At 60.3% G+C, this 22,101-nt stretch carries 19 protein-coding genes and 1 pseudogene; 12 read left to right on the forward strand and 8 right to left on the reverse strand.

Annotated features, from left to right (window positions below; genetic code table 11):
- Positions 1 to 10 precede the first annotated feature (10 nt).
- Positions 11 to 2,854 carry a class I adenylate cyclase gene (locus tag J2Y56_RS03075; RefSeq protein ID WP_310348582.1) on the forward strand — a complete coding sequence of 948 codons (2,844 nt, stop codon included), beginning with the start codon at positions 11 to 13 and terminating at the stop codon, positions 2,852 to 2,854.
- Positions 2,855 to 2,860: 6 nt separating this feature from the next.
- Here the strand turns inward: J2Y56_RS03075 and rnk are convergent, their stop codons facing one another.
- From rnk to cyaY, 3 genes are all read right to left on the reverse strand, one after another.
- The gene (gene rnk, locus J2Y56_RS03080) at positions 2,861 to 3,271 is read right to left on the reverse strand and encodes a nucleoside diphosphate kinase regulator (RefSeq protein ID WP_310348584.1); all 411 of its coding nucleotides are present in this window, start codon (positions 3,269 to 3,271) and stop codon (positions 2,861 to 2,863) included.
- A 188-nt stretch (positions 3,272 to 3,459) separates the two neighbouring features.
- Complete coding sequence (locus J2Y56_RS03085; RefSeq protein WP_310348585.1) at positions 3,460 to 3,678, reverse strand: DUF1289 domain-containing protein; 219 nt, start codon at positions 3,676 to 3,678, stop codon at positions 3,460 to 3,462.
- 4 nt (positions 3,679 to 3,682) lie between these two features.
- Positions 3,683 to 4,015 carry an iron donor protein CyaY gene (cyaY, locus tag J2Y56_RS03090; protein ID WP_310333403.1) on the reverse strand — a complete coding sequence of 111 codons (333 nt, stop codon included), beginning with the start codon at positions 4,013 to 4,015 and terminating at the stop codon, positions 3,683 to 3,685.
- Positions 4,016 to 4,349: 334 nt separating this feature from the next.
- Between cyaY and J2Y56_RS03095 the strand changes: the two genes are divergently transcribed.
- Genes J2Y56_RS03095 through J2Y56_RS03120 form a run of 6 tightly spaced genes read left to right on the forward strand, consistent with a single transcriptional unit; the run spans position 4,350 to position 8,969 of the window.
- Positions 4,350 to 4,535, forward strand: a complete 186-nt coding sequence (locus tag J2Y56_RS03095; RefSeq protein WP_007942377.1) for an LPS translocon maturation chaperone LptM — start codon at positions 4,350 to 4,352, stop codon at positions 4,533 to 4,535.
- Positions 4,536 to 4,544: 9 nt separating this feature from the next.
- Positions 4,545 to 5,792 (forward strand): diaminopimelate decarboxylase, encoded by a 1,248-nt coding sequence (gene lysA, locus J2Y56_RS03100; protein WP_007942375.1) that lies wholly within the window; start codon positions 4,545 to 4,547, stop codon positions 5,790 to 5,792.
- Positions 5,793 to 5,796: 4 nt separating this feature from the next.
- Positions 5,797 to 6,627, forward strand: a complete 831-nt coding sequence (dapF, locus tag J2Y56_RS03105) for a diaminopimelate epimerase (protein ID WP_310348589.1) — start codon at positions 5,797 to 5,799, stop codon at positions 6,625 to 6,627.
- 13 nt (positions 6,628 to 6,640) lie between these two features.
- The gene (locus J2Y56_RS03110; RefSeq protein ID WP_310348592.1) at positions 6,641 to 7,366 is read left to right on the forward strand and encodes a DUF484 family protein; all 726 of its coding nucleotides are present in this window, start codon (positions 6,641 to 6,643) and stop codon (positions 7,364 to 7,366) included.
- Between the two features lie 2 nt (positions 7,367 to 7,368).
- The gene (xerC, locus tag J2Y56_RS03115; RefSeq protein ID WP_007942372.1) at positions 7,369 to 8,268 is read left to right on the forward strand and encodes a tyrosine recombinase XerC; all 900 of its coding nucleotides are present in this window, start codon (positions 7,369 to 7,371) and stop codon (positions 8,266 to 8,268) included.
- Complete coding sequence (locus J2Y56_RS03120) at positions 8,265 to 8,969, forward strand: HAD family hydrolase (RefSeq protein ID WP_007942371.1); 705 nt, start codon at positions 8,265 to 8,267, stop codon at positions 8,967 to 8,969. Before xerC ends, J2Y56_RS03120 begins: the two co-directional genes overlap by 4 nt.
- A 108-nt stretch (positions 8,970 to 9,077) precedes the next feature.
- Here the strand turns inward: J2Y56_RS03120 and sutA are convergent, their stop codons facing one another.
- The 4 genes from sutA to glnK all read right to left on the reverse strand — a co-directional run bounded on the left by sutA (position 9,078) and on the right by glnK (position 11,853).
- Entirely contained in the window at positions 9,078 to 9,401 is a 324-nt protein-coding gene (gene sutA / locus J2Y56_RS03125) for a transcriptional regulator SutA (protein WP_007942370.1), read from the reverse strand.
- A gap of 102 nt (positions 9,402 to 9,503) precedes the next feature.
- Positions 9,504 to 9,929, reverse strand: coding sequence for a secondary thiamine-phosphate synthase enzyme YjbQ (locus J2Y56_RS03130; protein ID WP_007942369.1), 426 nt, complete (start codon positions 9,927 to 9,929; stop codon positions 9,504 to 9,506).
- Between the two features lie 212 nt (positions 9,930 to 10,141).
- Positions 10,142 to 11,479: an ammonium transporter gene (locus tag J2Y56_RS03135; RefSeq protein WP_007942367.1), complete on the reverse strand. Its 1,338-nt coding sequence runs from the start codon at positions 11,477 to 11,479 to the stop codon at positions 10,142 to 10,144.
- A gap of 35 nt (positions 11,480 to 11,514) precedes the next feature.
- The gene (gene glnK, locus J2Y56_RS03140; RefSeq protein WP_002555808.1) at positions 11,515 to 11,853 is read right to left on the reverse strand and encodes a P-II family nitrogen regulator; all 339 of its coding nucleotides are present in this window, start codon (positions 11,851 to 11,853) and stop codon (positions 11,515 to 11,517) included.
- Between the two features lie 421 nt (positions 11,854 to 12,274).
- Between glnK and J2Y56_RS03145 the strand changes: the two genes are divergently transcribed.
- Positions 12,275 to 12,535: an accessory factor UbiK family protein gene (locus tag J2Y56_RS03145; protein ID WP_007942366.1), complete on the forward strand. Its 261-nt coding sequence runs from the start codon at positions 12,275 to 12,277 to the stop codon at positions 12,533 to 12,535.
- A 218-nt stretch (positions 12,536 to 12,753) separates the two neighbouring features.
- A pseudogene (locus tag J2Y56_RS03150) lies at positions 12,754 to 13,446 on the forward strand (ATP-binding protein); the annotation flags it as partial.
- 6 nt (positions 13,447 to 13,452) lie between these two features.
- Here the strand turns inward: J2Y56_RS03150 and J2Y56_RS03155 are convergent.
- The gene (locus tag J2Y56_RS03155; RefSeq protein ID WP_310348595.1) at positions 13,453 to 14,664 is read right to left on the reverse strand and encodes an aldose 1-epimerase family protein; all 1,212 of its coding nucleotides are present in this window, start codon (positions 14,662 to 14,664) and stop codon (positions 13,453 to 13,455) included.
- A gap of 265 nt (positions 14,665 to 14,929) precedes the next feature.
- Here J2Y56_RS03155 and J2Y56_RS03160 point away from each other — a divergent pair, with 265 nt between their 5' ends.
- From J2Y56_RS03160 to J2Y56_RS03170, 3 genes are read left to right on the forward strand one after another with little or no spacing between them, the layout of a single operon-like run.
- A complete protein-coding gene (locus J2Y56_RS03160; protein ID WP_310348598.1) occupies positions 14,930 to 16,318 on the forward strand; it encodes an SrfA family protein in 1,389 nt (462 codons plus the stop codon).
- A gap of 6 nt (positions 16,319 to 16,324) precedes the next feature.
- Positions 16,325 to 19,390, forward strand: coding sequence for a virulence factor SrfB (locus J2Y56_RS03165; protein WP_310348600.1), 3,066 nt, complete (start codon positions 16,325 to 16,327; stop codon positions 19,388 to 19,390).
- Positions 19,387 to 22,098 carry a virulence factor SrfC family protein gene (locus J2Y56_RS03170; RefSeq protein WP_310348602.1) on the forward strand — a complete coding sequence of 904 codons (2,712 nt, stop codon included), beginning with the start codon at positions 19,387 to 19,389 and terminating at the stop codon, positions 22,096 to 22,098. Before J2Y56_RS03165 ends, J2Y56_RS03170 begins: the two co-directional genes overlap by 4 nt.
- Positions 22,099 to 22,101: the final 3 nt, after the last annotated feature.

Genomic DNA, 22,101 nt, shown 5'->3' on the forward strand with positions numbered 1-22,101 from the left:
TTGAGCTGACATGACCCGCACCCATGAAATCCGCCCCGATCTGGACGAGGGAATCGACCGCAAGGTTCTCAGTCAACTGCGTGCACGCTTTCTAAAGCTCAATGAAGGTCGCATGGCCCGGGCCATGGAAGGTTTGTCGACCCGCCAGCAAACGGTACTGACGCTGCTACCGCTGTTTTTCCACGTTAATCACCCGTTATTGCCGGGGTATGTATCCGGCAGCACACCGGCCGGGCTGTCGAACTTCGAGCCGGATGCCAACGCCCTCGCGGAAGCGCAACGCCTGACCCGCTCGTTTTCCTACAAACCGCGCCACGGCAGCAATCCGCCGCGACCGATCCACGGCCTGTTCTTGATGGGCAGCCTTGGCACGCTGGCTCAAGCCGATCAAAGCGACATGGACGTTTGGGTCTGCCATGCGCCGGACCTCAACGAAAGCGAACTCGCGGAGCTGCGTAAAAAGTGCCAGCTGCTGGAAGTCTGGGCTGCCAGCCAGGGTGCCGAGGCGCATTTCTTCCTGATCGACCCGACGCGCTTCGTGCTTGGTGAGCGCGATAACCAGTTGAGTTCCGAAGACTGCGGCACTACCCAGCACTACCTGCTGCTGGACGAGTTCTACCGCACCGCCATCTGGCTGGCGGGCCGCACACCGATCTGGTGGCTGGTACCGGTCTACGAAGAATCAGCGTACGACCGATACACCCACACGCTCCTGTCCAAACGCTTCATCCGCGCCGACGAAAGCCTGGACCTGGGGCATCTGGCCTACATCCCTCCCGGCGAATTCATCGGCGCCGGGCTCTGGCAGTTGTTCAAGGGCATCGAGTCGCCCTACAAGTCGGTGCTCAAGCTGCTGCTGACCGAGGTCTACGCCAGCGAACACCCGAAGGTTCATTGCCTGAGCCTGCGTTTCAAGCAAGCCGTGTTCGCCAATCAACTGGACCTCGACGAATTGGACCCTTACGTAGTGGTCTACCGCCGTATCGAGGAATACCTTAAGGCCCAGGGCGAACCGGAGCGGCTGGAATTGGTGCGTCGAGCGCTGTACCTGAAGGTCAATCGCAAACTCACCGGTAACAGCCGCACCCAGAGCTGGCAACGATCATTGCTTGAGCGCTTGGCCCGGGAATGGGGTTGGGATCAGCGACAACTGGCGCTGCTCGATAGCCGCAGCCAGTGGAAAGTGCGCCAGGTCAGCGCTGAACGCCGCGCCTTGGTCAACGAACTGAACCACAGCTATCGCTTCCTGACCCAGTTCGCCCGCACTGAACGCACCGTCAGCCTGATCAACAAACGCGACCTCAACGTGTTAGGTCGACGGCTGTATGCAGCCTTTGAGCGCAAGGCCGACAAGGTCGAGTTCATCAACCCGGGCATCGCCCCGGACCTGGCCGAAGACACGCTGACGCTGGTGCAGGCGCCCAACAAGAAAGAGCCGGGGCAAACCCAATGGGGCTTGTACAACGGCAGCCTGACCGCTCAGGAGTGGGAGCATTTCGCGCCGCTAAAACGCAGCCGCCAACTGCTCGAATTACTCACCTGGTGCCACCGCAATGGCGTGATCGACAGCAGCACGCGGCTCGCCCTGCACCCCGGCACCAGCGACCTGAGCGAGTTCGAACTATTCAACCTGCTCGGCAGCCTGCAACAGAGCATCGCCCTGCCCTTGTCCACCGTCGCAGAGGAGGCTTTGCTGCGCCCCAGCGTACCGAGCGAAGTGTTGATTCTGGTAAACGTCGGCGTCGATCCGCTCAAACACCATCGCGACCTGAACATCCTGATGACCACCGAGCGCACCGACTCACTGAGCTATGCCGGGGTCCGCGAAAACCTGGTGCTGACGCTGGATCAGGTCACACTCAACAGCTGGAACGAAGTGCTGGTCAGCCGCTTCGACGGCGCCCACGCCCTGCTCGACTGCCTGTGCGCTTACCTCAACAATCTGCCGAGCGGGCCACAGCAGCCCAGGCTACGGGTGCGTTGCTTCTGCCATAACCGTGCGCAGTTCATTGCAAGACGGGTAGAAGAGGTGATCGATGCCGCGCAAAACCTGCTACTGAGCAACCTCAATCACCGCTACCTGATACAGGTCCAACAGCACTATCACGTTCTGGAATTGGTGCCGGGGCAGGTTAATCATGTCGCCATTGCCACGTTGCCTGCGCTGATCGATTACCTGGGGAAGGAGCAGACAGGGTACAGCCCGCTGCACCTGGACCCGATGGCGCTGGAAGACCACGACCTCGCGCTGATCCTGCCGATGGGCCAGCCCGAGTGCATTCAGGTGTTCTACAGAATCTTTGAGGATCAGGCCGATCTGTATGTCCTGGACGAGTTGAATGCGCTGTGGCAGCAACGCTTGCCCTATCACGACGAACACAGTCTGTTGGTGCCACTGCAACGCTTTCTGCAATCGATCCAGTACCGGCGTGATGCCTTGTTGCCAATGGACGCCGCGCAGCCCTTGAGCCTGGACACGTTGTACTACCAACTGCTGCCGTCCGGCCCAGGGCGAGCACGCCGAGTCGAAGCGCGACCGGCGCCGCAAACGCCGGTCAACAAACCGTTCTACGACGTACAGGCAATCATCGGTAAAGCCGCACCGGACAAGGTGCAGGTGACGTTGTATTGCAATCAACGAGAGTTTTCGGAGCTGGAACATGGCGACCAACTGTTCAGCGTGGTCGCACAAGAAATCGTTGAGCAGCGTCGCGAAACCGAACGCTATCGCTGCTATATCACCGACCTGGACCTCTCGGGCCTGCTCGGTGACAGTCAGAGTTCCAGCAATCTGTACCTGCGATACAAGGCCGACCTGGAGCGCTCGTTAAACGAGGCGCTCGAACAGGTCTGAGGGGCGTTATTCCGGGAAGTCGCCGCCATGGGCAGGTTGTGATTCGACTTCCAGCAACGTCAGCTTGAGGGTCTTGCCGCCCGGTGCCGGCCAGTCGATGTGCTGACCGACCTTGAGACCCAGCAGCGCACTGCCGACTGGCGCCAGAATGGAAATCCTGCCTTCGTCAGCGTTGGCATCCTTGGGATAAACCAGCGTCAGGTGGTAGTCCTTGCCACTTCTTTCTTCACGGCAATGCACGCGGGAGTTCATGGTCACGACATCGGCAGGCACTTCGTCGTGACCGACCACGGTATCGGCGCGATCGAGTTCGGTTTGCAGCGCGATAACGCCCGGCAGCGTGTCATCCAGGCTTTCGATCAGGCGTTCCAGACGTTGTACGTCCAGACGAGTAAGGGTGATGGAAGGTGCGGTCATGATTGAGGCAGACTCCTTTCTTCTGCACAGAAAAAGCAAAACCCCGCCAGAAGAAGACGGGGTTTTAACGAGCCTCGATGGGTTGAGGCGTTTCCGGACACTATCACAGCTCAATAAATATACAAGTGAGGCGCGACTAAGGTACTGACAGGAGGGAATTGTCAGCCGGGCTCCCCCAGGGCGATGCGTCAGATGCAGGTTTTGCGCTTGGCAGCCTGCGCACAAATAACGCGCCGGCGCTCATCATCCGCCGAGCGCCATTCGCGGATATCTTCGACATGACGAAAACACCCGAGGCAGACTTTCTGCTCGTCCAGCCGGCACACACCGCTGCACGGCGAGGGCACCGCCGGGCTGACATTGCTGTAGAGCGGTTTAGGCGCGCGGATGGGGAAAGGCTGGGTCACGATTTCACAGACCTTCGAAATCCAGATCGGCGTCAGCCTGCTGCTTGACGATGCGCTCAAGCATCTCGCCCAGTTGCTCATCGCTCTTGTCGCACATCCAGCGCTTGCTCTCTTCGTCGTAGTCGAAGTGGAAGCCGCCAGACACAGCCGCCAACCACAGCTGACGCAGCGGCTCCTGACGGCTGAAAATCAACTGGCTGCCGTTTTCGAACTTGACGGTGAGCACACCGGCCGAGCTCTCCAGATCGATATCCAGGTCACACTCGTCGAAAACATCTTCCAGCGTCTGCTGGGTGGCATCGACCAGATCGTGGAAACGGGCTTCGGTCAAACTCATTGCGGCAACCTCAAAAAGTGTCTGTTCACGCTCAAGCGCCGCAAGATACGGGCGAGCCCCGGTGATTGCAAAGGATAACGATCATGGGCCCTTCCTGCAGACCTGGAAACCTGTGGGAGCGAGCCTGCTCGCGATGAGGCCATCATATTCAAGATCTTTGTAGACTGACACTCCGCCATCGCGAGCAGGCTCGCTCCCACAGGGGTTGCAGTATTCCGCCCGAGGCTGATCAGCAAAGAGCCAAGCCCCGCCGGACGGGTGCTCCATCGCATAGGCAAGCTGTCGGGTGGCCGGTATACTCCGGCGCAATTAATGCATTTTCAAGGATTTCGCCATGAAGCGCCTGATCTCGTCCTTTGCTGCGCTCGCTTCGCTCGTCGCTTTTGCCTGCTTGTTATCGGCCTGCGGTCAAAAAGGCCCGCTGTACCTGCCTGATGAAGACATGGATCCTGTCGAGCAGGCCAAGTCGTCGCAGCAGCAGCCTGCATCCAAAGCACACAAGCACGACGTCTACCAATAAGGGAACGCCATGGACGCTTTTAATTACCGTGGCGGGGAGCTGTTCGCCGAAGGTGTGGCCTTGTCTGCCATTGCCGAACGTTTCGGCACACCGACCTACGTCTACTCCCGCGCGCACATCGAAGCTCAGTACCTGGCTTACGCCGATGCGCTGGCCGGCATGCCGCATCTGGTTTGCTTTGCGGTCAAGGCCAACTCCAACCTGGGTGTGCTGAATGTCCTGGCGCGTTTGGGTGCTGGTTTTGACATCGTCTCCCGTGGCGAGCTGGAACGTGTTCTGGCCGCTGGCGGCAGCGCCGACAAGATCGTGTTCTCCGGTGTCGGCAAGACCCGTGACGACATGCGTCGCGCCCTGGAAGTCGGCGTGCACTGCTTTAACGTCGAATCAACCGATGAGCTGGAACGCCTGCAAGTGGTTGCCGCCGAGCTGGGTGTTCGCGCGCCGATCTCGCTGCGCGTGAACCCGGACGTTGATGCCGGCACGCACCCGTACATTTCCACCGGTCTCAAAGAGAACAAGTTTGGCATTGCCATTGCTGACGCGGAAGACGTGTACGTCCGTGCCGCGCAGCTGCCAAACCTGGAAATCCTCGGCGTCGATTGTCACATCGGTTCGCAACTGACCACGCTGCCGCCGTTCATCGATGCCCTCGACCGCCTGTTGGGCCTGGTCGACCGCCTCGGCGATTGCGGCATCTACCTGCGCCACATCGATCTCGGTGGTGGTTTGGGTGTGCGCTACCGCGATGAAGAGCCACCACTGGCTGGCGACTACATCAAGGCCGTGCGCGAGCGTCTCGACGGTCGCGACCTGGCGCTGGTGTTCGAACCGGGTCGCTTCATCGTGGCCAACGCCGGCGTGTTGCTGACGCAGGTCGAGTACCTCAAGCACACCGAACACAAAGACTTCGCCATCGTCGATGCGGCCATGAACGACTTGATCCGCCCGGCGCTGTATCAGGCCTGGATGGACGTCACCGCTGTGCGCCCTCGAGATACGGCGGCTCGTGCCTACGACATCGTCGGCCCGATCTGTGAAACCGGAGACTTCCTGGCCAAGGACCGTCAGCTGGCCCTGGAAGAAGGCGACCTGCTGGCCGTGCATTCGGCTGGCGCTTATGGGTTTGTCATGAGTTCCAACTACAACACCCGCGGCCGCGCCGCTGAAGTGTTGGTGGACGGTGATCAGGCAGTTGAAGTGCGTCGCCGTGAGACGGTAGCCGAGTTGTTTGCTGGCGAAAGCCTGCTGCCGGAGTAACCCCATGCTGCTGCGTTTTACCAAGATGCACGGCCTGGGCAATGACTTCATGGTCCTCGACCTGGTCAGCCAGCACGCGCATATTCTGCCCAAGCACGCCAAGCAATGGGGCGACCGGCACACCGGTATCGGTTTCGACCAGTTGCTGATCGTCGAAGCGCCGAGCAACCCGGACGTGGATTTTCGTTATCGGATCTTCAACTCCGACGGCTCCGAAGTGGAACAGTGCGGCAACGGTGCGCGCTGTTTCGCCCGCTTCGTGCTCGACAAGCGCCTGACCGCAAAACGGCAGATTCGCGTCGAAACCAAAAGCGGCATCATCGAGCTCGATGTGCGTAGCGATGGCCAGATCAGTGTCAACATGGGTGCGCCGCGCCTGGTGCCGGCCGACATTCCGTTTGCGGCCCCGGAACAGGCCCTGAGCTATCCGGTTGACGTCGATGGCACGTCGGTCGAACTGGCTGCTGTGTCCATGGGCAACCCCCATGCCGTGCTGCGGGTCAGCGACATCAACAATGCACCGGTGCATGAACTGGGTCCGAAAATCGAACACCACCCGCGCTTCCCGGCGCGGGTCAATGTCGGTTTTCTTCAGGTCATCGACCGCAGTCGTGCGCAGTTGCGCGTCTGGGAACGTGGTGCCGGGGAAACCCAGGCCTGCGGAACCGGCGCCTGCGCAGCCGCAGTGGCCGCGATCAGCCAGGGGTGGATGGATTCGCCGCTATTGATCGACCTGCCTGGCGGGCGCTTGTCCATTGAGTGGGCAGGCCCTGGCCAACCGGTCATGATGACTGGCCCGGCAGTACGCGTATATGAAGGACAAGTGCGTCTTTGAGTGAGCGAAATCCATGACCGATAAGCCCCAGGCTCCCGCCCTGCACACCGACGAAGCCCCTAGCGAAAGCCTTGAGGCGGCGGCGATTGCCGCGTACCTGGAGGCTCATCCGGATTTCTTCGTCGAACACGAAGAACTGCTCCCGGCCATGCGCATTCCGCACCGGCGCGGTGACACCGTGTCCTTGGTCGAGCGCCAGATGACCATCCTGCGCGACCGCAATATCGAGCTGCGTCATCGTCTCTCGCACTTGATGGACGTGGCCCGCGACAACGACCGCCTCTTCGATAAAACCCGCCGCCTGATTCTCGCGCTGATGGACGCCACCTGCCTGGAAGATGTAGTGATCAGTGTCGAAGACAGCTTGCGCCAGGACTTCCAGGTGCCCTTTGTCAGTCTGATCCTGCTGGGTGACAACCCGATGCCGGTGGGCCGCTGGGTCACTCACGCCGAGGCGCAAACGGCCATCGGCGGCTTGCTGACGGAAGACAAAAGCGTCAGCGGCAGCCTGCGTGAACACGAACTGGATTTCCTGTTCGGCGAAGAACAGCGCAAGCAGATCGGCTCCACCGCTGTCGTCGCGATCAGTCACCAAGGCATTCACGGCATCCTTGCCATCGCCAGCCGTGATCCGCAGCACTACAAAAGCTCGGTCGGCACTCTGTTCCTGAGCTACATCGCCGAGGTCATGGGCCGCGTGCTGCCACGGGTCAACAGCTCCCTGCGCTCGGTACGCTGACCATGGAACGGCAACTGGACGCTTACTGCGAACACCTGCGCAGTGAGCGACAGGTGTCGCCTCACACGCTGTACGCCTACCGCCGCGATCTCGACAAAGTGCTGGGCTGGTGCGTCAAACAGAACATCGACAGCTGGGCCGCACTGGATATCCAGCGCCTGCGCAGCCTGATCGCCCGCCTGCATTCCCAAGGTCAATCGTCCCGCAGCCTGGCGCGGTTGCTATCGGCGGTGCGCGGGCTTTATCACTATCTGAATCGCGAAGGTCTTTGCGACCACGACCCGGCCAATGGCCTGGCGCCACCCAAGGGTGAGCGCCGCCTGCCGAAAACCCTCGACACCGACCGTGCGCTGCAACTGCTGGAAGGGGCGGTGGAAGATGATTTCCTGGCGCGGCGTGATCAGGCGATTCTGGAGCTGTTCTATTCATCGGGATTGCGTCTTTCGGAGCTGACCGGGCTCAATCTGGATCAACTGGACCTGGCCGACGGCATGGTTCAAGTTCTGGGCAAGGGCAGCAAGACCCGTCTGCTGCCGGTCGGTAAAAAAGCACGCGAAGCGCTGGAACTCTGGTTGCCGCTACGGGCCATGACCAACCCGGCGGACGACGCCGTGTTTGTCAGCCAGCAAGGCCGGCGCCTCGGCCCACGGGCCATTCAGGTTCGGGTCAAGGCTGCGGGAGAGCGTGAGCTGGGGCAAAACCTGCACCCGCATATGCTTCGGCATTCCTTTGCCAGCCATTTACTGGAATCTTCGCAAGACTTGCGCGCGGTGCAGGAACTGCTCGGCCACTCAGACATCAAGACCACCCAGATCTACACCCACCTGGACTTCCAGCACCTGGCCACGGTTTACGACAGCGCTCATCCACGGGCCAAACGCATTAAGGGCGATGACTCATGACCATCCAATTGATCACCTTCGACCTCGACGACACCCTGTGGGACACCGCCCCGGTGATCCTCAGCGCCGAAGCCGTCCTGCGTGAATGGCTGACCGAGCACGCGCCGAACCTTGGGGGCGTGCCGGTAGAACATTTGTGGACCATTCGGGAGCGAATCCTGAGCAGCGAACCGGGGCTCAAACATCGCATCAGCGCATTGCGCCGTCGGGTGCTGTTCCATGCGCTGGAAGAGGCGGGCTACGACCATAACCAGGCAAACGATCTCGCCGACAAAAGCTTTGAAGTGTTTTTGCATGCGCGGCATCAGATCGAAGTGTTCCCTGAAGTCGAGCCGACCCTGATAACACTGGCCAAGCACTACGCCTTGGGCGTGGTCACCAACGGCAATGCCGACGTGCGCCGGTTAGGGCTGGCGGATTACTTCAAGTTTGCCCTGTGCGCCGAAGATATCGGCATCGCCAAACCTGATGCGCGCCTGTTTCATGAGGCGTTGCAACGGGGTGGGGCGACGCCCGAGACGGCCGTGCATATTGGCGATCATCCGGGTGACGACATTGCCGGGGCGCAGCAAGCAGGGTTGCGGGCGGTCTGGTTTAACCCGCAAGGCAAGGTGTGGGAAGCTGATCGCCTGCCTGACGCGGAGATTCGTAGCCTGACCGAATTGCCGGCATTGTTGGCCCTCTGGAATTCCCAACACTGACTTTGAATTCACACCCCCCCTGTGGGAGCGGTGCAAGTCAGATTTTTGTACCACCCATGAAAAAGCCCGCGGCGACGGCGGGCTTTTTCAGAAAGCAAGGGCAGTCGCTTAGATAGGCCGGCTGCCGTACTTGTTATCAGGCTTCTTGGGAGGATCGGCGACCACGTTGGCCTCCACTTCCTGCACCTTGCCGCCCTTGGCCAAAAACTCTTCCATGGCCCGCGCGAGTGCATCGCGTTCCTTGTTCTTGGCTTCAACGCTCGGCAGTTCGTCGACCGATACCGCTGCCTTGGCTTTGCCCTTGGCGGTCGGAACGGGCGCTTCACCACCATCGTCTTCAGCGACGTCTTCGGCCGCTGCTTCCAGACCTTCTTCGGTTTCGTCGTCGTCGCCTACTTCGAGGTCGTCGTTTTCCAGATCATCGTCGCTCATGTTCTACCTCATGACTTGCGAAAAGCAGATTAGTTATAGCCCAGCTTCACCGTCTGTCGACAGTCGCCGGAAAAAATTCAATAACCGCTGGTGACCAGCGGTTCATGCCTCTTCACCGTGTACGGTGGCGAGGACTTTACGGGCACCGCCAAAATCACGGTGCTCGCCCAGATAAACACCTTGCCAGGTCCCCAGCGCCAGTCGGCCTGCCGAGATCGGCAAACTGAGCTGACAGCCAAGCACGCTGGCCTTGAAGTGCGCCGGGAGGTCGTCCAGGCCTTCGTCGTTATGCTCATAGCCGTCTGTTCCTTGTGGGACCAGACGATTGAAAAACCGTTCGAAGTCACGACGTACCGCCGGATCGGCGTTCTCGTTGATGGTCAACGACGCCGAGGTATGCTGCAGCCACAGATGCAACAGACCAACCCGACACGCCTTGAGTTCAGGCAGGCCGGCGAGTAACTCGTCCGTTACCAGATGAAAGCCCCGGGGCCTTGCCCGCAGGGTAATCAGAGTCTGTTGCCACATACAGTTCTCCGCACGTTCGGGGCGCATTCTAGCGCGCTCTGGGAAAAAACAAAGGCCCTAATATTCCTTCAATCATGTAAGCCATCGGCCGCAGAAAAACGCCCGTCGTAAACGCCCCTGAACGTGTACGAAAAAACCTTTCAGCAGTTCCTTCACTGACAAACGCCAGACAAAAAAATGCCCGGCAAGCCGGGCAAATTTTTGTGCGCGTCTTACACGTTGTAGCCGCGTTCGTTATGAAGTGCCAGGTCGATGCCGACCGCCTCTTCTTCTTCCGAGATCCGCAGGCCCATGACGGCGTCCAAGACCTTGAGAATGACGTAGGTGGCGATCGCGGTGTAGATCACCGTGAAGCCCACGCCTTTGCACTGGATCCAGACCTGTGCGGCAATGTCGGTGACGGTGCCGAAACCACCCATGGACGGTGCAGCGAACACACCCGTCAGGATCGCGCCGAGGATACCGCCGATACCGTGCACGCCGAAAGCGTCCAGGGAATCGTCATAACCGAGTTTGCGTTTGAGGGTCGTGGCGCAGAAGAAGCACACCACGCCGGCTGCCAGGCCAATGACCAGCGCGCCCATCGGGCCCACGGTGCCAGCCGCTGGCGTGACGGCTACCAGACCGGCAACAACACCTGAGGCGATGCCCAGTGCACTTGGTTTGCCATGAGTGACCCACTCGGCGAGCATCCAGCCCAGTGCAGCAGCGGCTGTTGCGATCTGGGTCACCAGCATCGCCATACCGGCCGTGCCGTTGGCCGCCGCAGCGGAACCGGCGTTGAAGCCGAACCAGCCGACCCACAACATCGCGGCGCCCATCAGGGTGTAACCGAGGTTGTGCGGAGCCATCGGGGTGGTCGGGAAGCCTTTGCGCTTGCCCAGTACCAGGCAGGCAATCAGGCCGGCCACACCGGCGTTGATGTGCACCACGGTGCCGCCGGCGAAGTCGAGCACGCCCCAGTCCCACATCAGGCCGCCGTTACCGGACCAGACCATGTGCGCAATCGGTGCGTAAACCAGAGTGAACCACACGCCCATGAAGACCAGCATGGCGGAGAACTTCATCCGCTCGGCGAAGGCACCGACGATCAGCGCTGGGGTGATGATGGCGAAGGTCATCTGGAAGGTGATGAACACCGCCTCAGGGAACAGCGCCGCAGGGCCGGTCAGGCTCGATGGCGTGACACCGGCGAGGAATGCCTTGCCCATGCCGCCGACGAAGGAGTTGAAGTTGACGACGCCCTGCTCCATGCCAGTCGTGTCGAACGCGATGCTGTAGCCATAAATGACCCACAGGACGCTGATCAGACCGGTAATGGCGAAGCACTGCATCATCACGGAAAGAATGTTTTTGGACCGAACCATGCCGCCATAGAACAGCGCGAGACCAGGAATGGTCATGAACAGCACGAGGGCTGTCGAGGTCATCATCCAGGCGGTATCGCCGGAGTTCAGGACTGGGGCTGCCACTTCGTCTGCCGCCAAAGCCAGGCCGGGCATTACGAGGGACAACAGGGCTCCTAGCCCTGCGAATTTACGCAGAGTCATATTGTTTTCTCCTGGGGCGTTGGGTTTGTGGCGGCTTAGATTGCGTCGGTATCGGTTTCGCCGGTACGGATGCGAATCGCCTGTTCCAGATTGACCACGAAGATCTTGCCGTCACCGATCTTGCCGGTGTTGGCCGCCTTGGTTATCGCCTCGATAACCCGATCCAGATCCTTGTCGTCAATGGCGACATCGATCTTCACCTTTGGCAGAAAATCGACCACGTATTCCGCGCCGCGATACAGCTCGGTGTGACCCTTCTGCCGACCGAAGCCTTTGACTTCAGTAACGGTAATGCCCTGCACGCCGATCTCGGACAACGACTCGCGCACGTCGTCCAGTTTGAACGGCTTGATGATGGCAGTGACTAGCTTCATGAAAACTCTCTCCCGAATTGGTGGACTTGCCCCAGGAAAACAAACCCGTCTCAAGTCTAAGCGCAGTGCCTGGCTTTGTAACGCATCGTCGGCCTTGAATGCCCGTCCGATTCCAGCTAACCACTCCGTACGAAACACTTCCCCCCGTTTCGCCTGGCGCACTGCATTCGACACAGCGACTGCATCAGTGCATGGGTTGATTGTCACTAAGCAGAAAGCTTGCCATCTCGACAAAACCCACTGAATTCAATCCCTTGGCCAATACCGCAGTCCGCCACCCTGATTTACCCGAGAACTAACGCACAACAACAGTGCGCCGCCGTCCGTCCGCATGCGCGAAAAACGTGCGCCACCTGGCTACCGGAATTGACTATAGACACTGCGTGATACACTGCCCGCCAATGTTTCCAGGACCTTTCCCATGCTCGCGCCCAAAGACTTCCTAGACGCCCTGACGGGCACCGCCTCCCGCCTCTTCAGCGGCGATACCCCGCTGCCGAAAAGCGAAATCGAAAGCCAGTTCAAGGCATTGCTGCAGAGCGGCTTCAGCAAGCTCGACCTGGTGAGCCGGGAAGAGTTTGATAGCCAGATGGTTGTGCTGGCTCGCACCCGCGCACGGTTGGAGAGTCTTGAGGCGAAGGTGGCGGAGCTGGAAGCGAAGCTGAATCCGCCTGCCGAGTAACACCGCGATTCCACAGTGAAGTCCAATCCACTGTGGGAACCCAATCTACTGTGGGAGCGAGCCTGCTCGCGATAAGGTCGGAACGACCTTCAGATTTACCTGTAGGAGTTGCCGAGGGCTGCGAGCTTTTGATCTTCAGCCCGCAACAGTCCCGGCAACGTCCTACAAGAAAACCACCGCCGTCCGATTGCGCCGCAATGCCTCCGGTTTCTATGCTCACCCAACCCCACCACTCCGCTTCCGGGCCGGCATTGGTCGGCGGCGGCTCGAAACCGCAACCCGGCGAAATAACCCTCGCCCATCATGGCGTTCTATTTCTCGACGAACTTCCGGAATTCGATCGCAAGCTGGAGGTTTTGAGAGAGCCGCTGGAATCCGGTCACATCGTGATTTCCCGCGCCAAGGACCGTGTCCGCTTCCCGGCCCGTTTCCAATTAGTGGCCGCGATGAACCCGTGCCCCTGTGGATATCTTGGCGAACCCAGCGGCAAATGCAGTTGTACACCGGATATGGTCCAGCGTTACCGCAACAAACTGTCGGGACCGCTGCTGGATCGGATCGACCTGCACCTGACCGTCGCGCGGGAAGCCACGTCGTTGAATCCTGCGCTCAAACCCGGTGATAACACCGCCACTGCTGCGGTGCTGGTTGCCAACGCCCGGGAGCGGCAACATAAACGCCAAGGCTGCGCCAACGCATTCCTTGATTTGCCAGGACTGCGCCGTCACTGCAAGTTATCCACAACCGACGAAGCCTGGCTGGAAACCGCCTGCGAGCGTTTGACCTTGTCACTCAGGTCAGCCCATCGACTGCTCAAGGTCGCACGCACGTTGGCAGACCTTGAACAGGTCGATGGCATCACCCGCGAACATCTGGCTGAGGCATTGCAGTATCGGCCAAGCACAAACTGACCAGAGTCACTCCTTGGTGAGATCAACTAACGGCGCCTGCCGAACTTCAGTCTCCCGCCCACCTTGAATATCACTCACCCGCTTCAACGCCTTATCCACAGCCCCCTTATCCGCGAGCAAGCTGTACTTGATCTGAAACTGCTTCTGCTCTTTAACCCCAATCGTCGGCACCAAACCGAGTGGCCGCTGATACCGGCGGTTATAGGAAAAACTCGTCCCGGGCTCCAACCCCGTCACATATCCCTGCCCTTGCGTATCCGTGTTCTTCCACAACGAGAACACGGGCAACTGCTGAGTATTAAACCCAACCGACACCCCAAGGCTGCCTGCCTTGTTATGCAGCACGGTCAACGTGTCACCTTTGGCATCGCCATAAGGCACAACGTTGTAAACCGTTTCGTCATAGTCCTTGGTCGGCGCGCGATAGGTTTGCCAATCCGCCAGATCCCCTTTGGCCTTGTCGTTGAACGGCGACACCTGCTTCACCGGCGCAGCAAATCGGGCGCCCTGCTCAAGGAACGGCGTACTGAAGTTACTGTGGTAAAGCGCTTGGTATTCCTTCGGATAATCACCGTTGTTGGTCAGGGTGTCATTGAGGGTAAACGCTACGCTACCGGGCTCGGTGACCAGTTCGGTCATCACCGAGAAATCGACTTTCTTGAACGCCTGCTCTTTGAGTTCGCCGCGCAGGCTGATCGCGTAAGGCGGTTTTTCATCGATATGCAGGGTAACTTTGCTGGCCGGGATGTTGGCGGCGCGGCCATGCAGGGTCAGCAGTTCGCCGTTGTCCATGCCAGGATGACCGACCCATTCGTAGCCGCAGCGAGTGACGAGCTCGTTGAAGCCTTCCAGCCAGCCCAGGCCGCCACGACCGTTGAGCTCGATGAAGGACGGATTGACCACGTCCTTGACCGGCGAATCCCAGCCCATGCGCACATGACCGACCGACGCCTGCAGGACGTTCATACCACGAGTCGGCACTACCGAGAGTTTCATCGTGCCGTTATCGATGTCGACGATGCTGACGCCCTCTTGCCGACCGCCGTGCAAGGTACGAAGGCTCACTGAGAAGGGTTGGTCAGTCTTCACACCCAGTTGCTGGCTAGTGATCTGCCAGTTTTGTGCGGCTTTGTCGCTGTCGAGCAGGACGTAATCCCAGGCCATGGCGTGGGAGGCGGACAACGCGCCAAGGGCGACGACGAGTTTGAGTGGGGTCATGGGGAAAGCCTTTCTTGGAGTTGTGCATTTTTATAGCGCTGATGAAACGATTCAGCAAGCTTAAAAAACGTACTCCCGAGCGAACCCAACCCAATTAAATTTGACCTCATGCAACCTCCGCACGCTTACGTTAGTCTCATGAGGTTTAAACCTCCGGCAGATTGACGGCGATATCATGATGACATTAAGGTCGCCCGCTAACTGCAGGAGCAGGTACAGACAGTTTTGTCTGTCATTTTTGCGCAACGGATCGTATGGAGTTTGAATGCGCGGGGCACTATTACGCAGCGGTAAGAGCGGGTCATTCACTGCCCTCGGCGAAACAGGTCAACCGGTCTACCGGGCAGCCCTTCAATTGCGCGAAGCCATTCGCCGCAAGAACCCCGATTTGGTCGATCATCTGGCCATCCCTCAAAGCGATGAACTCGGCAACCAGATCGATTGGTACAGCGCCCTCGACGGCGATGTGATCCCGTGGAGCAGCGCGACCGAAGAAGAACGCGCCCCTGCCCGCCGCCAACTTGAAGCCCTCAAGACCGCGCTGGAGGAATTGAGCCAGCGTTTCCTGAGCACTGAATCCGGCGAACAGCAGCAAGGCGACAAAGCCGTGTTCGGCAAGTTGCTCAAGCGCGTGATTCATATCCCTGACGAAAACTTCGTTTACCTGGTGCAAGGCAAACCGGTGCTGACCTTTTGGGGTTTCGAGCACGCCGGTACCGACCTCAATCGCGATCCCCTGCACTGCCTCTATCAGACGCCGGCCCCCGTGGTCGAAGCGCCTGTTGTTGCGCCCGTCGCACCGGTGGTTGCCCGTCCGTGGTGGCGGCACTGGTGGTGGCTGTTGCTGCTGCCGCTCCTGCTGTTGCTTTTGTGGCTATTGCTCGGCCTGCGCGGTTGCGTCCCGCTTCCGTTGGTGGCGGTAGACCTGTTGCCCAAGGGCGTCGTGCCGGTGGAAAAACAGCTGGAAGAGCCACCACTGACTGGCAATGTCAGGACGTTGAATGGCGTGCCGGTGACAGGCACCGTTATCGGCTCCACCACAGGAACCGGCACCGCCGTGACCGGAACACAGGGTTTGGAAACGCCCGGCGTCGAGGGTAACGAGGCTGACGCGGCACCCGCCGACGTGTCCAAGGACCCTTCCACAACCCCTTCCACAGACCCAGCCAAAGACCCGGCTGCCGAATCCCCAACCGCGCCACCCGAAAACAAAACCGCGCCGCCGGATGTCACATCGCCCGAGGCCGAAAAATCCGCCGCCGCAAAAGCCGGCCCTCCCCTGAGCATTCCGCCAGACGCCGCCGACGGTGCCGCCAAGTTTCTCGACGGACAGTACAACGCAGGCGCCGGGATACAGGACCGCCGGACCGGCAAACCGCTGCGTCTGGAGTACCAGCTCAAGGACGGTAAGGGCCAAGTCACCGTACACCAGGCCGACGGTTCGAAATGCAGCGGGCCGGTAAGCGCTACCATGAAGGGTGGGAGCCTGGCCATCGACAGCCAAGGCCAGGCCGTGTGCGGCGATGGCAGCACTTACGAGATGCCCAAGGTCAACTGCCGCCCAGGGGCGACCACGGTCGCGGACTGCACTGGCGGTTACGGAACAGAACAATTCCCCATGTCCATGCGGCAAGCGGCCGAAAAAACGGAATAACCCGACATGTTGCCTGAAGTCACTCAATTCGAAGACACCGTCACGCTGGTCAGCGACACCGGCATCCAGTTCATGGATTTCGCCCTGCGCCTGGATCCCCGCAAGGAACCGGCGGGCGAGTTTGCACCGATGATCAGTGGGCTGATCTGCCGCCTGGCGTACAACCAAGAGAAAGACTTCTTTTTCTACGAGCCCGAACCGGAAAAGGTCGAAAAAGCCAAACCTGCGTTCAGCGTCGACATGAAAAGCAGTCTCGATTTGCTCGACGGCATCTGGCTGCCGACCCCGTTTTTCCGCTTCATGCCGCCCCATCGCTTCGATGAGGGCCCTACGAACTGGTCGCGCATGCGTCTGGTGAAACTGGCGACACCCGACATCGACGGTAACACCCACCGCCTGACGATGGCGTTCGACAGCCGCGTGATGCCCAAGCGTGACGGCACGGCTTACCTGGCGCCAAACGAAGAAGACATCAGTTCCGGCGTGTCTTTCAAACTGGCGACCAAGGCCAGCGAAACCCGCTGGTTCCTGGCGCAGCCGTGGGTCAACGAGTGGCTGCTGGAAGTGTTCAACGAGGGCAATGCCCACCGTTCGCGCGCAGAGCTGGACACCGATATCCGCGCCAGCTATCACCTGGCGCACTACCTCAACTTGCTCAGCCTGCTGAGTACGCCGTCAGCCGCCCAGCAGTCGACGGCCCGGGCGAAAGTTGAAATCCCCGAACTCAAAGTGGTCGCCAACGACAGCAATGGCCTGGTCAAACCGATTCCGGTGGACCTGGTGCTGGACGTCGGCAACTCGCGCACCTGCGGCATCCTGATCGAAAACCACGGCCAGGCCGGCTCCGGGCTGAAGCAGAACTACGTGCTGGAACTGCGCGACCTGATCACCCCCGAACACACCTACAACCTGCCGTTCGAAAGCCGCGTGGAATTCGCCCAGGCGTACTTCGGCAAGGACCACTGCTCGGTCAAGAGCGGCCGTCACGATGCGTTCCAATGGGCGACGATTGCCCGTGTCGGCAATGAAGCCAGCCGTCTGGCCAGCCGTCGCCGTGGCACCGAAGGTTCCACGGGCCTGTCCAGCCCGAAACGCTATCTGTGGGACGAAAACGCCTATGGCCACGGCTGGCGTTTCAACTGCTCGTACATCAAGACCGACAACGAGCCGTACGCTACCGCCGCGCCGTTCTCGCACCTGATTAACGAAACCGGCGAGGCGCTGTACAGCCTCGAAGAAGACGATCGTTTGCCAGTGTTCATGCCGCGATATTCACGCAGCTCGCTGATGACCTTCATGCTCGCCGAAGTACTGGCCCAGGCGCTGTCACAAATCAACAGCCCGGCCCAGCGCTCGCGTCAGGGTCACACCCGCGTGCCGCGCCAGCTCAACAGCATCACCTTGACCGTGCCGCCGGGCATGCCGCAGGCCGAGCGCAGCATCCTCAACGAACGCATGCTGCAAGCCATCGGCCTGGTGTGGAAAAGCCTCGGCTGGCATGCCGGCGAGGAAGATCCACATCAGGATCAGGCCGTCAGCCCGCGCACGCCGATTCCGAGTATCCGCGTGGAATGGGACGAAGCGTCCTGCGGCCAGTTGGTGTACCTGTACACCGAGGTCAACGAGAATTTTGCCGGTCACCCGGAAGAGTTTTTCGACACCATCGCCCGGCCGGACAAGACCGACCGCCAACGCATCACCCTCGCGACCATCGACATCGGCGGCGGCACCACCGACCTGGTGATCACCGACTATCGCCTCGACCGCGCGGGCAATACCGGCAGCGGCAGCAACGTGCACATCGTGCCCGAGCAGCGCTTTCGCGATGGTTTCAAAGTGGCCGGCGACGACATCCTGCTGGACGTGATTCAGGACTTCGTCCTGCCGAGTTTCGAAAAAGCCTTGCAGAACGCTGGCGTGAAAGCCGCGGATTCGCTGATGTCACGGCTGTGTGGCGATGAATCGGTCAGCGCCCAGGACATGATCCTGCGCCAGCAATTGAACCTGCAGGTGTTCGCACCGCTGGGCCTGGCGCTGCTCAAGGCGTACGAGCATTACGATCCGCAGGTCCCGCAAGAAGTAACACCGCAAAGTTATCGACAACTACTCGGTGACAACGCGATCAGCAAAACCGTGCTCGACTACGTCAACGCCGCCGTGCGCCGCGATGTCGGCGGTCAGAGTGCTTTCGACCTGTATGCCGCGCCGATCAGCTTCGACCTGCAAAAGCTCCACGCCGCGTTCCTCAACGATCAGATCAACATCACCAAGATCCTGGGTGCGCTGTGTGAAGTGGTCGCGCATTACCCGTGTGATGTCTTGTTGCTGACCGGCCGTCCTTCGCGCCTGCCCGGCATCCAGGCGTTCATTCGCAAGGTATTGCCGCTGCCACCGGGGCGCATTCTGGCGCTGCAAAACTACCGCACCGGAGGCTGGTACCCGTTCCACAAGAACGGCCGGATCGACGACCCGAAAAGCACCGCCTCGGTCGGCGCCATGCTCTGCCTGTTGTGCGCCAACCACAGCGTGCCGAACTTCTACTTCCGTGCGTCGGCGCTCAAGCCGTATTCGACGGTCAAGCACATCGGCGTCATCGACCTGAACAACGTGATCAAGGATGCGGACGTGCTGTACCGCGACATCCAGTCCGAGGACTACAAAATCAAGCTGCCGGAAATCGGCGTTGGCGATGCCGCCGACACGCCGCAACTGGAAATGCGCGGCGATCTGCGCCTCGGTTTCCGCCAGTTGGCCACCGACCGCTGGGCCGCCTCGCCGTTGTACACCTTGCGGTTCACCAAGGCCGGTCGGGAGAAGTTTTCCCGGGCAATCGGTGAAAACGGCAGCGCGCCGCTGCTCAAGGTGCGGTTCGAGGTCAAGCCGGCGGACAAATACACGCGCAAGCAGGATCTGGTGAGCGACCGCCTCTCGGTTCGCGACATCGAATCCAACAGCAACAACGTCAACTTCAACCCGCGCAGCGACCTCGAGCTGGAACTCAACACCATGCTCGACGCCGGCCTGAGCGAGACCAAGTACTGGCTCGACAGTGGAAGTGTGAAACGCAAATGAAAGACCTGACCCCCGATCAAACTCAGCTCTCTGCCAGTTGGGCCGCTGTTTATGAAGGCGCCGGTCAGGCGCTGGACTGGATTGACCAGACGCGCGGCAATGCGCCGCGCCTGGACAGCGAAGCCGACAACCTCAACATCCGCCTGCACCGCGCCCGCAATCTGGCGCAGAGCCTCGGTCGCGTCGCCTGCACGCCGATGACCATTGGCTTTTTCGGCTTGTCCCAGGCCGGCAAGTCCTACCTGATTTCGGCCCTCGCCGCCGGTCAGAACGGCAAACTGGAAACCGAGTTCGGCGACCACCGCCTGGACTTCATCAAGCACATCAACCCGGTGGGTGGTGGCAAGGAAGCCACCGGCCTGGTGACGCGTTTCAGCCGTCGGGCGACGGAAAGTCAGGACAAGGACTTCCCGGTAGAACTCACGCTGTTCAAGGAAATCGAGCTGGCAAAGATTCTCGCCAACGCCTGGTTCAAGGATTTTGACCTTGAGCGGATTTCCTACGAGATCGACGAAGAGCGCATCCAGCGCGCACTCAAACCGTTCGAAGGCCGCGAAAGCGGCCCGATGCAAGCGGGCGTCAACGCCGACGATCTGGTGTCGCTGTGGGATTACCTGCGCGACAACTTCCGCAACTCGGTGAAGAAGCTTGAGCACCTGTACTGGCCCAAAGCGTTGCAACTGGCGCCACGCCTGAATTTCCAGGAACGGGCCGAGCTGTTTTCGATCCTCTGGGGTGAGCAACGCGAGTTGACCCGCGTGTACCAGCAACTGGCCGGCGCGCTGCACAAGCTGGGCCTGCCCGAGACCGTGTTCGCGCCGTTGAAGGCCTTGGTGAGTTTCGAAGACGACAGCTACAGCCAGCGCGACAGCATCATGAACGTCGACATCCTCGAACGCTTCGGCAGCCCGCTGGATTTACCGATCGAAGTTCGACCGCTGGTGGGCGATCGCCTGCAAAACAGTCAGGCGATTGCAGTCGCGCAACTGGCGGCACTGACCGCCGAAATGACCTTCCGCCTGATCGAAGCGCCGGTGGATGACATCGTCAATCAGGTCGACTTGCTGGACTTCCCCGGTTATCGCGGACGCCAGAAACTGCACGAGATCGCCGATTCCACCGACCCGCAATCCACCGCCAAGGACAACTCCGTTTCCCAGCTGATCCTGCGCGGCAAGGTCGCCTATCTGTTCGAACGCTATACCGACAACCAGGAAATGAACGCGCTTGTAGTCTGCACAGGCACGACCAAGCAGAGCGATGTCAACGACGTGGGCCCGGTGCTGACCCGCTGGATCGAAAAAACCCAGGGCGCCGACTCGGCCGCTCGCAGCAAACGCGACACCGGTCTGATCTGGGCGCTGACCATGCTCGACCTGCGTATTACCAACTCCCTGAGCCTGACACCCGATCAGTACGACGAGAGCTGGAACGGCATGGTCAAGCTGACCATGCTGGAGCGCTTCGGCAGCTTGAGCTGGATGAATGATTGGGCCGGCACGCCGTTCCAGAACACCTATCTGGTGCGCAAACCGCGTATGGACGCTGCATTCATCGGGCAAGACGCGACCGGTGCGGAGACCGGCCTCAACGCCATCTATCAAGACCGTGTCGACGCACTGGGTTCCAGCTTTGCCAGCAACGCCCTGGTGTGCAAACACATCAAGAACCCGGCCAACGCCTGGGCAGAAATGCTGCGCAACGATGACGGTGGCATCAGCCACTTCAGCGGCAGTTTCAAAGGTGTGGCCAATATCGAATTCAAATTGCAGCGCATCCGCGAGCAATTGAGCGAATGCCTCGAAGGCCTGACCACTCACGGCCTCAGCACTTGGTACCACGCTGACGACGACAGCGCCGCAGCCGCCAAGAAAGCCAAGGCGCAAATGATTCTGACGGGCCTGGGGCGTCGTCCGGCGGTGCTCGGTGAGTTGATCGATCAACTCGACATTCCGAGCGAAGAGGTGCGCGACCTGTACCTCAGCGGCGTGTACGAAACCGATGACGGGCCGGCCGCGAAAGACGAGCCGATCGCCCCGACACCGAGCCAGAGCCTGTATGGCAACGACGCCGGTTTCGATTTCGATTTCAGTGACGACCTCAGCCACGAAGCACCGGTCAGCAGCAAAACCGGCGCCCCGGCGCCCGAGTTGCAAAGCAACGAGCACCGCTTTGCCAAAGCGGCCTTCAAGGCCTGGATCGCACATCTGCGTGAACTGACCACCCGGCAGAGCCTGCTCAACCTGCTGGGGCTGGAAAAGGCCTTGCTGGAAGCGGTGGTCGATGAGCTGATCACCGCCGGTTATCGCCAGGACTTGCCGGGGCAACTGAGCCGCGCCGTCCTCAAACGAGCACAAAGCGGCGCGCGGCGCGACCAATTGGTCGAGCGCCAGGTGCTGGAAGTGCAACGGGTGCTGCGCGATTTCGTGTCCTGGTTCGGCTACCTCCAGAAACCGGTGAGCGAGCGTCCGAACAGCCGCGCCGGTACCAAGGCGCCATTGTTTTCGTTCTACACCGACATTGGCCCGGGACAAGTCCCGGTGCTGCCAGCGCAACCGGCGAATCAGGCACAGCGGTATCTGGGCGACTGGCTCTCGGGCCTGGCCTACATCACGCAGGACAATGCCGGCCATGGTGCCGGACGTGAAATCACCCCTGAACAGAACGAACGGCTGGGCCAAGTGCTCACAGCCTTCGCAGCGAGATAAGCA

Origin of the sequence: Pseudomonas sp. BE134, from assembly GCF_031456105.1 — a bacterium.
Lineage (GTDB): Bacteria > Pseudomonadota > Gammaproteobacteria > Pseudomonadales > Pseudomonadaceae > Aquipseudomonas.

Excerpts from the sequence above, each read along its gene's own strand:
- J2Y56_RS03075 (WP_310348582.1), top strand. The coding sequence starts at position 11 with ATGACCCGCACCCATGAAATCCGCCCCGATCTGGACGAGGGAATCGAC.
- rnk (WP_310348584.1), bottom strand. The coding sequence starts at position 3,271 with ATGACCGCACCTTCCATCACCCTTACTCGTCTGGACGTACAACGTCTG.
- cyaY (WP_310333403.1), bottom strand. The coding sequence starts at position 4,015 with ATGAGTTTGACCGAAGCCCGTTTCCACGATCTGGTCGATGCCACCCAG.
- J2Y56_RS03095 (WP_007942377.1), top strand. The coding sequence starts at position 4,350 with ATGAAGCGCCTGATCTCGTCCTTTGCTGCGCTCGCTTCGCTCGTCGCT.
- lysA (WP_007942375.1), top strand. The coding sequence starts at position 4,545 with ATGGACGCTTTTAATTACCGTGGCGGGGAGCTGTTCGCCGAAGGTGTG.
- dapF (WP_310348589.1), top strand. The coding sequence starts at position 5,797 with ATGCTGCTGCGTTTTACCAAGATGCACGGCCTGGGCAATGACTTCATG.
- J2Y56_RS03110 (WP_310348592.1), top strand. The coding sequence starts at position 6,641 with ATGACCGATAAGCCCCAGGCTCCCGCCCTGCACACCGACGAAGCCCCT.
- xerC (WP_007942372.1), top strand. The coding sequence starts at position 7,369 with ATGGAACGGCAACTGGACGCTTACTGCGAACACCTGCGCAGTGAGCGA.
- J2Y56_RS03120 (WP_007942371.1), top strand. The coding sequence starts at position 8,265 with ATGACCATCCAATTGATCACCTTCGACCTCGACGACACCCTGTGGGAC.
- sutA (WP_007942370.1), bottom strand. The coding sequence starts at position 9,401 with ATGAGCGACGATGATCTGGAAAACGACGACCTCGAAGTAGGCGACGAC.
- J2Y56_RS03130 (WP_007942369.1), bottom strand. The coding sequence starts at position 9,929 with ATGTGGCAACAGACTCTGATTACCCTGCGGGCAAGGCCCCGGGGCTTT.
- J2Y56_RS03135 (WP_007942367.1), bottom strand. The coding sequence starts at position 11,479 with ATGACTCTGCGTAAATTCGCAGGGCTAGGAGCCCTGTTGTCCCTCGTA.
- glnK (WP_002555808.1), bottom strand. The coding sequence starts at position 11,853 with ATGAAGCTAGTCACTGCCATCATCAAGCCGTTCAAACTGGACGACGTG.
- J2Y56_RS03145 (WP_007942366.1), top strand. The coding sequence starts at position 12,275 with ATGCTCGCGCCCAAAGACTTCCTAGACGCCCTGACGGGCACCGCCTCC.
- J2Y56_RS03155 (WP_310348595.1), bottom strand. The coding sequence starts at position 14,664 with ATGACCCCACTCAAACTCGTCGTCGCCCTTGGCGCGTTGTCCGCCTCC.
- J2Y56_RS03160 (WP_310348598.1), top strand. The coding sequence starts at position 14,930 with ATGCGCGGGGCACTATTACGCAGCGGTAAGAGCGGGTCATTCACTGCC.
- J2Y56_RS03165 (WP_310348600.1), top strand. The coding sequence starts at position 16,325 with ATGTTGCCTGAAGTCACTCAATTCGAAGACACCGTCACGCTGGTCAGC.
- J2Y56_RS03170 (WP_310348602.1), top strand. The coding sequence starts at position 19,387 with ATGAAAGACCTGACCCCCGATCAAACTCAGCTCTCTGCCAGTTGGGCC.